Annotated in this window: 13 protein-coding genes; 7 read left to right on the top strand and 6 right to left on the bottom strand. The window is 46.0% G+C overall.

What is annotated here, in order from left to right:
* Positions 1-273 precede the first annotated feature (273 nt).
* The 4 genes from ACPYIV_RS17785 to porU are packed head-to-tail and all read left to right on the top strand — an operon-like array spanning position 274 to position 6,040.
* Positions 274-1,338 (top strand): PDDEXK nuclease domain-containing protein, encoded by a 1,065-nt coding sequence (locus ACPYIV_RS17785; RefSeq protein WP_425884336.1) that lies wholly within the window; start codon positions 274-276, stop codon positions 1,336-1,338.
* A gap of 51 nt (positions 1,339-1,389) precedes the next feature.
* Positions 1,390-2,040, top strand: a complete 651-nt coding sequence (locus tag ACPYIV_RS17790) for a redox-sensing transcriptional repressor Rex (RefSeq protein WP_425886534.1) — start codon at positions 1,390-1,392, stop codon at positions 2,038-2,040.
* A 3-nt stretch (positions 2,041-2,043) separates the two neighbouring features.
* Positions 2,044-2,658 (top strand): fumarylacetoacetate hydrolase family protein, encoded by a 615-nt coding sequence (locus ACPYIV_RS17795; RefSeq protein WP_293731873.1) that lies wholly within the window; start codon positions 2,044-2,046, stop codon positions 2,656-2,658.
* A 16-nt stretch (positions 2,659-2,674) separates the two neighbouring features.
* Positions 2,675-6,040 carry a type IX secretion system sortase PorU gene (porU, locus tag ACPYIV_RS17800; protein ID WP_425884338.1) on the top strand — a complete coding sequence of 1,122 codons (3,366 nt, stop codon included), beginning with the start codon at positions 2,675-2,677 and terminating at the stop codon, positions 6,038-6,040.
* A gap of 6 nt (positions 6,041-6,046) precedes the next feature.
* Here the strand turns inward: porU and ACPYIV_RS17805 are convergent, their stop codons facing one another.
* The 5 genes from ACPYIV_RS17805 to ACPYIV_RS17825 all read right to left on the bottom strand — a co-directional run bounded on the left by ACPYIV_RS17805 (position 6,047) and on the right by ACPYIV_RS17825 (position 9,681).
* On the bottom strand, positions 6,047-6,514 hold the full coding sequence (locus ACPYIV_RS17805; protein ID WP_425884340.1) for a toxin-antitoxin system antitoxin subunit: 468 nt from the start codon (positions 6,512-6,514) through the stop codon (positions 6,047-6,049).
* Positions 6,511-6,801, bottom strand: a complete 291-nt coding sequence (locus tag ACPYIV_RS17810; RefSeq protein WP_293731870.1) for a nucleotidyltransferase domain-containing protein — start codon at positions 6,799-6,801, stop codon at positions 6,511-6,513. Before ACPYIV_RS17810 ends, ACPYIV_RS17805 begins: the two co-directional genes overlap by 4 nt.
* A 108-nt stretch (positions 6,802-6,909) precedes the next feature.
* Positions 6,910-8,190, bottom strand: coding sequence for a DUF6080 domain-containing protein (locus ACPYIV_RS17815; RefSeq protein ID WP_425884343.1), 1,281 nt, complete (start codon positions 8,188-8,190; stop codon positions 6,910-6,912).
* Positions 8,191-8,192: 2 nt separating this feature from the next.
* On the bottom strand, positions 8,193-8,783 hold the full coding sequence (locus ACPYIV_RS17820) for an HAD-IB family hydrolase (RefSeq protein WP_425884345.1): 591 nt from the start codon (positions 8,781-8,783) through the stop codon (positions 8,193-8,195).
* 1 nt (position 8,784) lies between these two features.
* A complete protein-coding gene (locus ACPYIV_RS17825; protein WP_293739401.1) occupies positions 8,785-9,681 on the bottom strand; it encodes a decaprenyl-phosphate phosphoribosyltransferase in 897 nt (298 codons plus the stop codon).
* 117 nt (positions 9,682-9,798) lie between these two features.
* Here ACPYIV_RS17825 and porV point away from each other — a divergent pair, with 117 nt between their 5' ends.
* Positions 9,799-10,962: a type IX secretion system outer membrane channel protein PorV gene (gene porV, locus ACPYIV_RS17830; RefSeq protein WP_293731866.1), complete on the top strand. Its 1,164-nt coding sequence runs from the start codon at positions 9,799-9,801 to the stop codon at positions 10,960-10,962.
* Between the two features lie 19 nt (positions 10,963-10,981).
* Positions 10,982-11,458 (top strand): 2-C-methyl-D-erythritol 2,4-cyclodiphosphate synthase, encoded by a 477-nt coding sequence (gene ispF, locus ACPYIV_RS17835; RefSeq protein WP_293731865.1) that lies wholly within the window; start codon positions 10,982-10,984, stop codon positions 11,456-11,458.
* A 136-nt stretch (positions 11,459-11,594) separates the two neighbouring features.
* On the opposite strand, the gene ACPYIV_RS17840 is transcribed toward ispF, so the two are convergent.
* A complete protein-coding gene (locus ACPYIV_RS17840; protein WP_301704410.1) occupies positions 11,595-13,490 on the bottom strand; it encodes a sensor histidine kinase in 1,896 nt (631 codons plus the stop codon).
* Between the two features lie 129 nt (positions 13,491-13,619).
* Here ACPYIV_RS17840 and ACPYIV_RS17845 point away from each other — a divergent pair, with 129 nt between their 5' ends.
* Positions 13,620-13,964 (top strand): translation initiation factor, encoded by a 345-nt coding sequence (locus tag ACPYIV_RS17845; protein WP_293731863.1) that lies wholly within the window; start codon positions 13,620-13,622, stop codon positions 13,962-13,964.

Below are 13,964 nucleotides of genomic sequence, written 5' to 3' on the forward strand. Positions count from 1 at the left end.
GTATAGATGCACGGCCGTGCATCTATACAATGGCAATTATCCCGTGACGGGTGAACAGGCGGTAGATATTAATACTAAAGTAAAAAAAGTTCATCTGCCAGTATCCCTGTGAAGAGAAAACGCAGACACAAAATGAAGCCTCCCCAGTAGCAATATTGAGGAGGCTTTTATTTATATATCATGATTTGTTGTTGGTTTCGTAAAATAAACCTTATATTTGTCTACTTCCCTATAAAAAGGGAAGAGTGATTTTTAACCAAACATATATACGATATGGAAATACAAAATAACCAATTTAACTATGCCGCTTTACTTAAGCAGGTTAAAGCAAGAGTTGCCTTTGCGCAGAAAAAAGCCATTTATGCAGCGAATGAAGAACTATTATCCATGTATTGGGATATCGGGAAGTTGTTGTCTGAAAGTCAAAAACAAATAGGCTGGGGAAACAATGCTTTGGAACAGCTTGCGAATGACTTGAAAAATGATTATCCGAAAGTAAAAGGGTTCTCTGTGCGGAACTGCCAAGTGATGATTCAATTCTATAATGAATATAATCAGCTGTTTACAAATGCGCAACGAGCCGTTGCGCATTTAGAAGATACAAATTTGATATTACCTGTTAAACAATTGGGATGGGCTCAGAATGTAGTACTTATGCAGCGTGTCAAGGATTTAAAAGCTCGTTACTGGTATATGGTTCAGTGTCTGAAAAATGGATGGAGTCGTGATTTCCTTGTTGAAGCCATCAAGCAGGACTATTACCACGCTCATGGCGCATTAGCCCATAATTTCGATACGACTCTTCCCGAAATCCAGGCGAAACAGGTGCGGGAAACGTTGAAAGATCCCTATATTTTCGATATGCTTACCTTTACTGAAGAATATGATGAACGAGACATAGAGTTGGGCTTGATAAAACATATTGAAAAGTTTCTGGTGGAAATGGGAGCTGGATTCGCTTTTATGGGACGGCAATATCATATAGAGGTCTCAGGAAAGGATTTCTATATTGATATTCTGATGTATAATGCTTTTATGCATAGATATCTGGTAGTTGAGTTGAAGCGGGGTGACTTTCAACCTGAATATATCGGCAAATTGAACTTTTATTGTTCAGCAGTCGATGATATCTTGTGCCGGGAAGGGGATAATCAGACGATTGGTTTGCTGCTTTGCCAGAATAAGGACCGCATTATGGCAGAGTATGCTTTGCGGGATGTTCATAAACCGATCGGTGTTTCCGATTATGAACTATCTCGATCTTTACCTAAAGATATCAAATCCTCCCTCCCTTCCATTGAGGATCTCGAAAATAAACTTCGTTCTATAATTGAGTAGTGCAAAAAAAAAAATTGTACTTTTGTGAGCTACATTAATAAGAATGGAACAATGGCTAACGATGAAATGAAACAAATCTGGAAAGTACCTGAGCCCACTCTTAGGAGGCTGCCGTGGTATCTTGCCTTTTTGAAACTGATGAAAGGAAGGGGGGAGACTTTCGTATCATCTACTCAGATTGCCAAAGAAATTAATGTGGACCCCAGTCAGGTGGCGAAAGACCTCTCCTTTGTGAATATTTCAGGGAAGACGCGTGTCGGTTATGAGATCTGTACGCTGGTGGACGTGTTGGAAGATTTCTTGGGCTTTACGGCGCAGCATAAAGCATTCCTGTTCGGTGTCGGTAGCTTGGGTGCTGCCCTGTTGCAGGATTCCGGTCTGAAACAATACGGATTGGAGATTGTAGGTGGCTTTGATGTCCGCAGGGAACTTGCCGGAACGGAGATCAACGGAATACCGGTCTACCACATGGACGATTTCCCGTCCAAGCAAAGAGAATACGGAGCGACGATCGGCGTGATCACTGTCCCTGTCGACAAGGCGCAGGAAGTGACCGAACAGATTATCGCCGGAGGAATTAAGGCCTTGTGGAACTTTACCCCGTTCCGTATCCGTGTGCCGGAAGATATCGTAGTGCAAAACACCTCTATGTACGCCCATCTTGCCGTGATGTTCAACCGCTTGAATTCAATCAATCACTGACATATGAAAATAATAGCAGTAGGAATGAATTATGCCGCCCACAATAAAGAGCTGCATCATTCGTTAGAATTATCGGAGCCTACTATCTTTATGAAGTCCGACTCTTCGTTGTTGAAGGACGGCAAACCGTTCTTTATCCCTGATTTCTCTTCGGAGATCCATTATGAAACGGAGATCGTCGTGAAGATAGACCGGCTGGGAAAAAACATAGCCGAACGTTTCGCCCATCGTTACTATAACGAGGTGACGGTTGGGATCGACTTTACGGCCCGTGACTTGCAAAACAAATTGCGTGCACAAGGTCTGCCGTGGGAAATCAGTAAGGCGTTCGATAATTCGGCTGTTCTCGGAACATTCATTCCCGTAGAACGTGCGGGAGATGTGAACCGCATCCCTTTCCACCTGGATATTAACGGAAAAACCGTTCAGGAGGGAAACACACAGGATATGCTTTTCCCGGTCGACAAGATCATAGCCTATGTCAGTCGTTTCTTTACGTTGAAGATAGGCGATCTGATCTATACCGGAACCCCGGTAGGCGTGGGGCCGGTCAAGATAGACGACCACTTGCAGGGATATATCGGCGAGCAGAAGCTGCTGGATTTCTTTGTGAGATAACACGGAAAAAGAACGTATGAAGAGAATCTTATATACCTTGCTGCTTGTATTCGGTCTGCTCACTTCAGCTTGGGCGGATGGCAGTCGCTATGCCTCCGGGTCGGTGTTGAACTCCGGGAAATGGGTGAAGATACAGGTCGGGGAAGACGGTATTTACAAACTGACGGCTGCCGACTTGAAGAAGATGGGCTTTACCAGCTTGGACAAAGTCGCTGTTTATGGTTACGGAGGTTGGCCGTTGGATGAAGATTTCTCTAAGACTTACATAGATGATGTTCCTGAGGTGGCCGTGTGGAGGAATGCGGATTATCTTTTGTTTTATGGGAAAGGACCACGCAAATGGGAATATTCCTCTTCTGATGGAGCCTTTATCCACACCAACAATCCCTATTCCAATTACGGATATTATTTCGTGACCGAAAAAGAAACGGCCGGGCGTACAATGGAAAAGGCTGCATCTGCCGATGGAGCCACTCTGCAGGTGACGACTTTCGATGACTATGTTTTGCATGAAGAAGATTTGGTGTCGGTGAACAGTTCCGGGCGTGAACTATATGGAGAATCGTTTTCCTCTACTTTATCCCGCGATTTTACAATCTTGATTCCGGGTATTACGAACGATGAGGGGAAGGCTACTCTGTCTTTTATCTCCCGTGGCAACGGAACGATCACGATGAATATCGATGGTAATTCTTTAATATCCGGTTCTGTGTCTGTCCCGTCGGACGAATACGAAGTGGCACGGGAGTTGTATCGTGAAAGAGCCTGGACAGCAGATAAGGGTGAGAATGTAAAAGTCAACATCGGATATAGTACGACCGGACACAAGAATGTGCACTTGAATTATTTCCGTCTTCAGATGAAGCGGCAATTGAAAGTATATGATAATTATACATTCTTCCGCAGCCTTTCAGCAAGAGGTAATGCTTCCCGCTTTGTGATTCAGGGAGCCGATGCCAATACACTGGTTTTTGATGTGACCGACGGTGTAAATCCGCAGCAGATGGAAACATCTCTGAATGGGACGGAACTGTCTTTCTCTATTCCTGCCTCCGCTTCTTTGAGGGAGTTCGTTGCCGTAAAGCCCTCGCAGATTAAAGCTCCCGTGACAGTCGGTGAGGTGGCGAATCAGAATCTTCATGCCCTGGCACAGCAAGATATGATCATTATTGCCCAGCCTAATTTCACCACTCAGGCGGAACGTTTGGCGGAAGCGCATCGGACAAAGGATAACCTGACAGTCCAGGTGGTGGCGCCGGAAGCGATTTATAACGAATTTTCCAGCGGTACTCCGGATGCAACCGCTTATCGCCGTTTTATGAAGATGTTCTACGACCGGCAGACATCGGAGGCTGATGCTCCCAAGTATTTACTGTTGTTCGGCGATGGTTCGTTTGACAACCGTAAACTGACTTCCGCTTGGAAATCGGTGGATATGAGCAATATGCTGCTGACGTATCAGACGGAAAACTCATTAAGTAGTCAATCGTATGTGATTGATGACTATTTCGGATTTCTGGACGATACGGATAATAAGAAATCCCTTCAAAATAAAAAGCTATGTTTGGGGATCGGACGTTTTCCTATCAGGACTGTGGAGCAGGCGACTCAGATGGTGGATAAGGTAATCTCTTATATGGAAAATAAAAATACAGGGTCGTGGAAAAACAATCTGTGTTTTATGGCTGATGATGGTAGCAATACGGATGGATTTATGACTGAGCATATGGAGTTTGCTGATCAGCTGGCAGGTTATGTCGAAAGTGAACATCCTGAGTTTTTGGTGAATAAACTGTATTATGATGCCTATAAAAAAGACATGACAGCAGGAACTTATCCGGATGTAAGGAGTGGCTTGCAAAAACTTTTAAAAGACGGACTTCTATTGTTTAATTATACAGGACATGGAGGGACAACGGCTTTAAGCGATGAGAAAGTGTTGACACAAACAGATATCAACCAGTTTACTTATACTCATCTGCCGGTATGGGTGACGGCTACCTGCGATTTTACGCGATTCGATGACTTGAACACGTCTGCCGGAGAAGATGTCTTTCTGAATAAAAGCAGTGGAGGCATTGCGCTGTTTACGACTGTCCGTGTCGCTTATTCCAGACCTAATTTCCCGATCAACGACAATGTTATCCGTAATTTGTTTGAAAGAAATAATGGGCGTCGTCGTACGCTGGGAGAAGTGATGCGAGCAACGAAAAATACCTTGTCGTCCGTTTACAAACTTGGTTTCTGCTTGATCGGAGACCCTGCTGTAAAAATGGCTTATCCAGAATTTGGAATGAAAGTGACGACCGTAAACGGACAAGCGGTAGATGGAAATTCAATTTCTTTCAAAGCTTTGGAAAAGATTACTGTCGAAGGAGAGGTGTTGGATGCTTCCGGGCAGTTGGTAACTGATTTTACTGGTATAGTAAACCCGACTGTAAAAGATAGCAAGGTGACTGTCACCTGCTTGAAGAACAGTAACAAAGATGACAGTCCGGCTTTCACCTTCACCGACTATCCGAATACGATTTTTATAGGGAATGACTCCGTGCGCAACGGAAAGTTCAGTTTTACATTTACGGTTCCGAAGGATATTTCCTATTCTAATTTGCAGGGGAAAATGAACCTCTATGCCGTCGATACGGAAAATGGTCATGAGGCACAGGGTAATTTCGACAATTTTATTGTCGGAGGAACTTCCGACACGGCGGAAACCGATACGATTGGTCCGGAAATCCGTGCCCTTTATCTGAATGATACAACCTTTGTGGATGGCGGCCAGGTGAATACGACTCCTTATTTTGTAGCTGAGTTATGGGATAAGAGTGGAGTAAATATCACGGGAAGCAGTGTCGGGCATGATATGATGCTGGTAATAGACGAATCGACTGTACTGAGCTATAACCTGAACAGCTATTACGAACTGCTTCCAGGCGAAGAGGGGGCTGGTATCGTGAAGTTTCCGATCCCGGCACTTGAGCCGGGTAAACATACGGCGGAGTTCTGGGTATGGGATATCCTGAATAACTCGACCGTGCGGACATTCACCTTCGAAGTGGTTGAGGGACTGAAACCATTCCTGTTCGATGTGATCGCAACACCGGGTATCGCCCGCGAGCAAGTGACTTTTCATCTTATGCACAACCGTCCCGAAAGCCGGATGCGGGTGGGTATCATGGTCTACGATCTGGCAGGCCGCCAACTTTGGAAACATGAAGAAAGCGGAACGTCCGGCTTGTTCGAAAACTATACGATTTCCTGGGATCTGACACGTGGTGGCGCCCGTATGCGTCCCGGCGTCTATATCTACCGGGCAGCTATCAGTACCGATAATTCCAAAGAGGCAACAAAAGCAAGGAAGTTCATCATTTTAGGAGAATAAGGTAATTCAGACAACAGCCTTTATCCGGTTATAAATGCCTTTCAATAAAGGGACTTTCGATATTAGTTCATTGAGTACGGATACAACATCATTTTCCAGCAAAGGATAATCATGGGCAATCTCATTTCGCAATTCCCGGATGTATCCCCATTCTTCCGCACTTTCTATAAACTGATAGCGTTCCAAACGATTCAGGATGTCCTGCATGGGTAAAGTTGTAATGTCTTCATCTAAATATTCCAATACATATCGGAATATTTTGGCTTCCATTGCATCCTGAAGTTTAGAAAAGCGGAAAATGAATTGATCCATGCAGCGGATTTGGTTTTCATCCAAATTTGCATAGCATTCAATGGACATAGGAATGTCTGTTCCCATCGCTTCCAAAGCCTCTTCTATGCGTTGAATATGTCGGTCACAAATATCAAATTCACGACTCAATCTTTCCCGTAATTCTTGTTTTCGGTTTGTCATATCAATCGTATGCCTGTGGTTAATGCTTCTTTTGCAACCAACGATTCTTCATGGTCGCCTATTACATCGATTTTCTGTTCTCCTAAAAGTTGTTTCAGGCGGGCGACCATACGGATGCGCGCCAAGACTCCTTTCTTTTCAGATGTAGTACGGATTAACAAGTCTATATCTCCTCCACGTTTCTCGTTATCTGTCCGGGAACCGAACAAATATACTTCAACGCTTTCGCCATAAATTTCTTTTGCGACTTGGATAATTGATTGTATGTCCTTCTTGTTTAAGCGCATTTCACTGTAGTTTCCACAAATATAGATACTTTTATTTTTTTATCCAATGTTTTCGTATGCCGGTTTCTTCGTTTTCTGCAATGGAAGCACATAAGGCTGTCTATCTTTTTAGGCGAATAAGAAGGAACGCATAATTTCCATTGTGTTTATTGTGGCTGTCAAGACAAAAAAGCCGATAATGATCCAGTCCAGTATGCGGTACATGCGAACCGGGAGGCGGGGATATAACCAACCTAACAGCAGGGGAACTGCAAACATCCAGTGTCCGCCGAACAGGATTGCTTCGTTCATCCCGTAACGGATAATAAAGTGGATGACAAAGTCGATACACAGGTACATAAGCAGCAACTGTACATATTTGTTTTTCAGGTTGAGCAATGCCGAGGCTGCAACTAAGAATAATAAGAACATGATGGCCGCATTATTCCAACTATGCAGATATTCGCTTGGCCGCAATACGACTTCTTTCCCTACTAACTGCTGTGTGAGAGGCGTGCTTATGATCGTGTTGCCCCAGAAGTCGATGAATGCCTGTTTGCCGAACGTATCGTCGTGGATAAAATATTGTCCGAGTTGCCGGGTCGTTTCGATAGGAGACGGGCCTTCCGAATGGAACAGTTTGGCTTTGAGCGTATAGAATCCCATGACGACCGCTACGCAAATAACGAACGGCAGCATGACTTTGAAGCCCGTCCGTATCTTATACCGGAAAGGCGTCTTGTTCAGGAATACGGCCATTGCCGGTTTGGCAGCGTTGGTGATTGTGACCCCTCCGCAGAGGAAAGAGAGGAAAAGGATCGTTCGCCCTTTTATATATCCGGTAAGCTTATATTCTCTGGAAAGCATTAACAAAGAGAAGACGAGCAGGAAAAAAGAGAATGGATAGGTTTCCGTTGTGAACGACAGAACGATAGTGGTGAAAAAACTTCCCGTGAAACCAGTCAGCAACAGTGCCCGGCGGGAGGAAATCCGGACGATCTGTTTCAGGTAACGGTAGATCAGTACCAGTCCGCCGGTTATTAACAGGTTCATCAGTGCCAGGCAGATAATACCGGCCGTTTTCTCTTTGAACAGGGTTGTCAACAGGATTATCAACAGAGTTTTCAACAAATGGAAGATACCGAAGAAAGGATGGCTGACGTCAAAAGCTCCCCCACGTGTATGGAGATGGAACAGATTGTCGTAGCCCAAATAACTCCCCGCACCTCCGTTAGGCATATCTATCAGTCCCGTGTGAAAGAGCATCTGATAGCCGATGCCCCCGTAAAGGAGGAAAAAGAAAAGGAATAGTGCGGCCTCTGTCCAGGTCGGCGGAAACAAGGTACGTCTGGTTTCCCTCCATTCGATTCGGAGAGCGCGAAACAGGATAGACAGGCAGGATGGTATCATATTTATTTGTTGAATGGTTTATAATGGGGGATATCAGCGATGGCAAGCAGCTCTTTGTCTCCGGAACTGTCACCATATACATGGAGTGTCTCGGATGCGAAATCAGGGTATATCCGGCGAAGTCTGCGGACTTTCTCGGCTCCTTTGCAGTTGGGGGTGGAAAATCGTCCGGTCAGGATTCCTTCTCTTACTTCCAGTTCCGTTCCTTCGACAACTCCGATTCCGATTGTCTCCGCCCAGGGGCGTATCCATTCCGGGACGGAGGCGCTGATGATGGCAATCCTGTTACCTGCTTCCTGGTGTTTGCGTATTTCTTCCAGCGCGGCAGGATAGACGAAGTCCGGTATACGGGAGGCGTATTCGAGGCAAGCCTTATGGAAATCCACCGTTCTCATTCCCCGCAGGAAAGAAGAGATCACAAGTTCTTTGGCCCGGTGTGTGGAAAGGATGCCCGCTACGGCTGCCCCTTTCAGCAGGATGATCCGGGGAAGCCGGAGGAGGAAAGCCTTCCGCCCGCACGTACGGATCAGGAAGTCCGGTAGCGAATCGCGGGAAATGATTGTTCCGTCGAAGTCGAATATTGCGATTGCCATATCAGTAAATAAGTAAAGCGAATACGATAAACCAGCCGGCCACGGTCAGTTGCAAGGTCCGGTCCTGCAACAGGATATCGGTCGGGTTGCAATTGCTCTTTTCAACCAGGATAATCTGCAGGTAGCGCATGATGCCTGCGAGGACGAACGGAACCGTGACATACAGATACTCGCTGCTCCTTGCCGTCACTTCCGGCGAGAGGGTATATAATATGTAAGTCACGGCAATAATGGAAGACAGGAACGACAGGATCACGTTCAGGTAATCGATCGTATATCCGGTAATATTCTTCCGCGAGATCTGTCCCGTCTCCATGAAATTACGCAAATCATCCCGGCGCTTGGCGAAAGCGAGGAAAAGGGAAAGGATGAAGGTCATGATGATCAGCCAATGTGACAACTCGATCTCACCTGCCGCCGCACCTGCCTCGAGGCGGATGATGAAACCGCAAGCGACAATCATAGCGTCTATGATCTGCACTTGTTTGAGGAAGAGCGTATAAGCCAGGTTCAGGAGGATATATCCTCCGGCCAGCGACCAAATCAGGTCGCTGCTAATGTGCAAAAGGCTGAAACATAACGCGCTTATGCCATAAAGCAGGAACATGAATGCGATTGCCTCCGCCGGCGAAACCTTCCGGGCGGCAATCGGACGGAATTGTTTGGCTGGATGCAAACGGTCTTCTTTGGCATCCATCAGGTCATTGAAGACATATACGCCGCTGGTGAGCATACAGAAGCCGGCGAACAGGATCGCAACGTTCTGCAACCTGTCTAAGTCTGCCATCTCCTGTGCAAAAAACACGGGTAGAAACAAGATGATGTTTTTTACCCACTGGGAAGGGCGCATCAGAAGAAATAATGCGTTAACTTTGCCTGTCGATTGTATAGCTTTCATACTCAAGAGGCAAAAGTAGGAATTTTATTTGAGCATACAATAAAGTTCGGATTATTCAGTTTATAATAGCGTGATGTAAATTGATCGGTAATTCGGAAAATAATTAAGGATAAATATATGATAAGTAAATTCAGAATCGGTACACTCGTTATAATACTTGGCTTCTTTACTTCGGTTGCTACAACCTGGGGGCAGGATAAAGTGTCTTTGCTTGAAATGGCGGTTCCTTCGTTGAATATCGCACCGGATGCTCGAGGCGGCGGTATGGGAGACATGGGGGCGGCTACTTTGCCGGACATCAATTCGCAGTACTGGAATGCTGCTAAATATGCTTTTATGGGAAGCAAGGCGGGAGTCAGTTTGTCTTACACGCCGTGGTTGCGCAAATTGGTCAACGATGTGGCTTTGGTGAATATGACCGGTTATTACAAATTGGGTAATAGCGACTTGCAGGCAGTTAGCGCTTCTTTGCGCTATTTCTCGCTGGGAGAAGTCAATATATGGGAGAACATCGGAGATGTGCCGTATGGGTTGAATCCGTACGAGATGGCGTTCGATGTGGCTTACAGCCGCAAATTGTCCGAGTCTTATTCAATGGCGGTAGCCTTGCGTTACATCCGTTCGGATATGGGGACGGACCAGAATGACGAGAGCAATGCGGGTAATGCTTTTGCTGCCGATATCTCCGGTTATCTGGAAAAATATGTGTTGATGGGTAATGCCGAGGCTTTGTGGAGCTTCGGTTTTAACCTGTCCAATATCGGGAGTAAGATCTCGTATGACGGAGGAAATACAAACCAATACCTTCCGGCAAAGCTGACTTTGGGAACCGGTTTGCTTTATCCGATCGACGATTACAACCAGATAGGCGTTTATCTGGACCTGAACAAATATATGGTTCCGTATGCTCCCCAAAAGGAAGAAGGGGAGACGGATGCCGACTACCAGACGCGTGTGGACGACTATAAATCATGGTCGAGCCTTTCCGGTATGTTGAAGTCTTTTACCGATTCGCCCAACGGCTTGCTGAAAGAGATCATGGTTTCGGTCGGAGCCGAGTATAGCTATAATGAACAATTCTTCGTCCGCGGCGGTTATTTCTACGAGAATGCGAATGTCGGCAACCGTAAATACTTCTCTGTCGGTGCCGGTTTCCGTATGAGCGTGTTCCAGTTGGATGCCGCTTATCTGATCAGTACGGTTCCGCAGAACCCGTTGGACCAGACACTTCGTTTCTCCCTGTCTTTTGATATGGACGGGATTAAGAACTTATTTAGGTGAAAGTTAAAAGTTGAAAGTGATGAAGATTCGGGTGGGTTTTGGATATGATGTGCATGCGCTGGTGCCGGAACGTGATTTGTGGTTGGGCGGAGTGAAAATAGAGCATACGATGGGCCTGCAAGGGCACAGTGATGCGGATGTGTTGATCCATGCTATCTGCGACGCCCTGCTGGGGGCGGCCAATCTGCGTGACATCGGTTACCACTTCCCTGATACGGCTGGCGAATATAAGGATATAGACAGCAAGATATTGTTGTACGATACGATGGAACTGCTCCGTGATGCCGGATATACATTGGGCAATATAGATGCGACCGTTGCGGCCGAGCGCCCGAAACTGAATCCTCATATCCCCGAAATGAAGCGGGTGATGGCCGAGGTCCTCCAGGTAGATGCCGAAGATATCTCCATCAAGGCTACGACAACCGAGAAATTAGGCTTTACCGGGCGGCAGGAAGGAATAGCCGCTTATGCAACGGTACTGATACAGAAATAGCCCGCCTCTTCCGGTTCTTTCCCTCAACTATTGTCGGGAGTTTCCCTTAGGTGAAACCTTAGTTCCATGCCTATGAAACCTTAGTTTCATGCCGGAGAAACTTTAGTTTCACGGGCATGGAACTGATTTCTCCCTCTCACTCCTTTTTTACTTCGCAGGGAATGGTGAACCAAAACGTGCTACCCACGCCTTCTTTCGATTCTACTCCGATTTCCCCTTTCAAGTAATCTATAATCGTTTGGCAAATAGATAGACCGAGTCCTGTCCCCTGGATAAAAGTGTCGAATTTAGCAAACCGTTCGAACACGTGCGGGATGTTTTCTTCTGCAATCCCCTTACCCGTATCGGAAACATAAAAACGCAGGCCGCCTTCTATCTCTTCATATCCCATTGTGATGGAGCCTTTGAAGGTGAATTTGCAGGCGTTTGTCAGGAAATTGGTAACCACCTGCATCAGCCGGTTCTTCTCGGAATGGATATAACAGTTCTTCTCCGGCAGGACACAGATCAGTTTTACACCCGGCTTGGTTTTGTCGCAGAAAACCTGTTCCAGGCGGTTAAACATACCGGAAACATCTATGTCGCTATAGATGAAGTCCATTTTTCCCGCTTCGATCTTGGATAGATCGAGTATGTCGTTGATGAGTTGCAGCAGCAGTTCGTTGTTCGTTTCGATTATCTTGCGGAATTCTTCCCGATCTTCCTCCTGTATTTCTCCCTGGGCGATCAGGTTGGAGAAACCGACGATTGCATTGAGCGGTGTCCGTATTTCATGGCTCATATTTGCCAGGAAGGCTGTTTTCAGGAGGTTGGCTTCTTCTATCTTTTCCTTTTCCCGCAATTCTTTCTCCATCCTTCTTTTCTGGATGAAGAGGCGGATACGCAGGGTGACGATAGAGGCCGATAGAATAAGGATAACGATCCCGGAAATGATCTGGATCTTATATTTCTCGAGGAATGTGGGTGGCTCGTCAAAATACACGGCGTTTTTCGGGTAATAGGACGGATTGATGCCGTGTGTGTACAAATGCTGGTAGTTCAGATACGTTTTGGGACTTCCTCCGATCCGGTCGCAAGGGACGAATGCGTCCCCTTTTGCCAATATCTCCCGTATAGTCATGATGATCGCATCGTTGAAGTCTTCAATGGAAATGTAATGTCCGCCTGCGAAATTCCCGTTCTTGATATCGAGGTCGACGATCAGATAGACGGGTGCATTGGAGAAACTGCTCGTCATCTTCTGCACATTGTCTACTAAGTAATGGTTTTCTCCTTTTTGAGGAATGGCATACCAGGAATAGTAGATGATCGCCGCATTCTTATTGTTGTAAGTCGTCAGCGTGTCCAGCAGGTTTTCCGTTGAAAGTTTCGGCCACGACAGGACGTTCAACTCGAGATCCGGATATTGCTCTTCCAATACGTTCTGTAGTTCCTGGCATGTGACAAAGCTGATATAACGGTTGTCGCAGATAAAGGCGATTTTCTTCAGCCCGGGTTGTATCTTCCGGATTGTCTCGATCGTTTCCCTGACGTAAAGCGGCTGCCGCAAGGTCGTGACGTTATAGCCTTCGATCATTTCGGTAGTAGGGATCATGGCCTCCCGGAATCCCAGTTTCCGGTCTACCATCGCTTTTATATCGCGGGGAACCATACCTTGCGAGTAACAGATGAGGCTGGGAACGTCTTTCCATTCGTTATCGAAAAGAGGGCGGGTGACGAGCCACGCCGGATCACCGATGCAAATGATGGCTTTCGGAGGAAAGGGATATTGTTGCCGTAGATAATCTAATTTGTGGATAATCTCCATCGTATCTTTGATTATCGGAATCTGTAATTCTTCTCCTTTTACCGGAATCCCGTCATGTGTAAGTGTGGTACGAATCGCTTCATAAGCCTGATGTGTCCATCTCTCCTTGAAATTAATAGAGTGAAGGACCAATATATAGTCTTTTGAACTATCCTGTTGGCAGTGGAGTACCGGACTGTACAATGACAGGATAAAAAATATGATTAGAAAACTGGTTTTATTCATCCCTGATTGAATTAGATGATTAGTACCCTCGATAATCTCTAAGTCTGTACAAAGATATGTAATAATGTCCGTAATCTTGTATATCCCAGTGTTAATTTGTAGATTTGGCCCCATAAAGAAAAGATAAATATGAAGAGTAACGACTGGAAAGACCGTTTGGGAGTCATGTATTCTACGAATCCCGATTTTCAATATAATACGGATAACGAAGAGGAAGAAGATACACTTCCGAAAGAGAAGCAACTGTTGCGCATCGCTTTGGATAAGCGGAACCGTGGCGGCAAAGCCGTGACATTGGTAACCGGTTTCCGGGGGACGGCCGGCGATCTGGAAACACTCGGCAAGTTCCTGAAGGTGAAGTGCGGGGTCGGCGGTTCCGTCAAAGACGGTGAAATCATCGTGCAAGGTGACTTGAGGCCAAAGGTCCTGGATATATTACAAAAAGAAGGCTATGTCAAAAGCCGCATAATCTGA

The organism is Parabacteroides vesiculifaciens, from assembly GCF_049860805.1.
GTDB lineage: Bacteria > Bacteroidota > Bacteroidia > Bacteroidales > Tannerellaceae > Parabacteroides.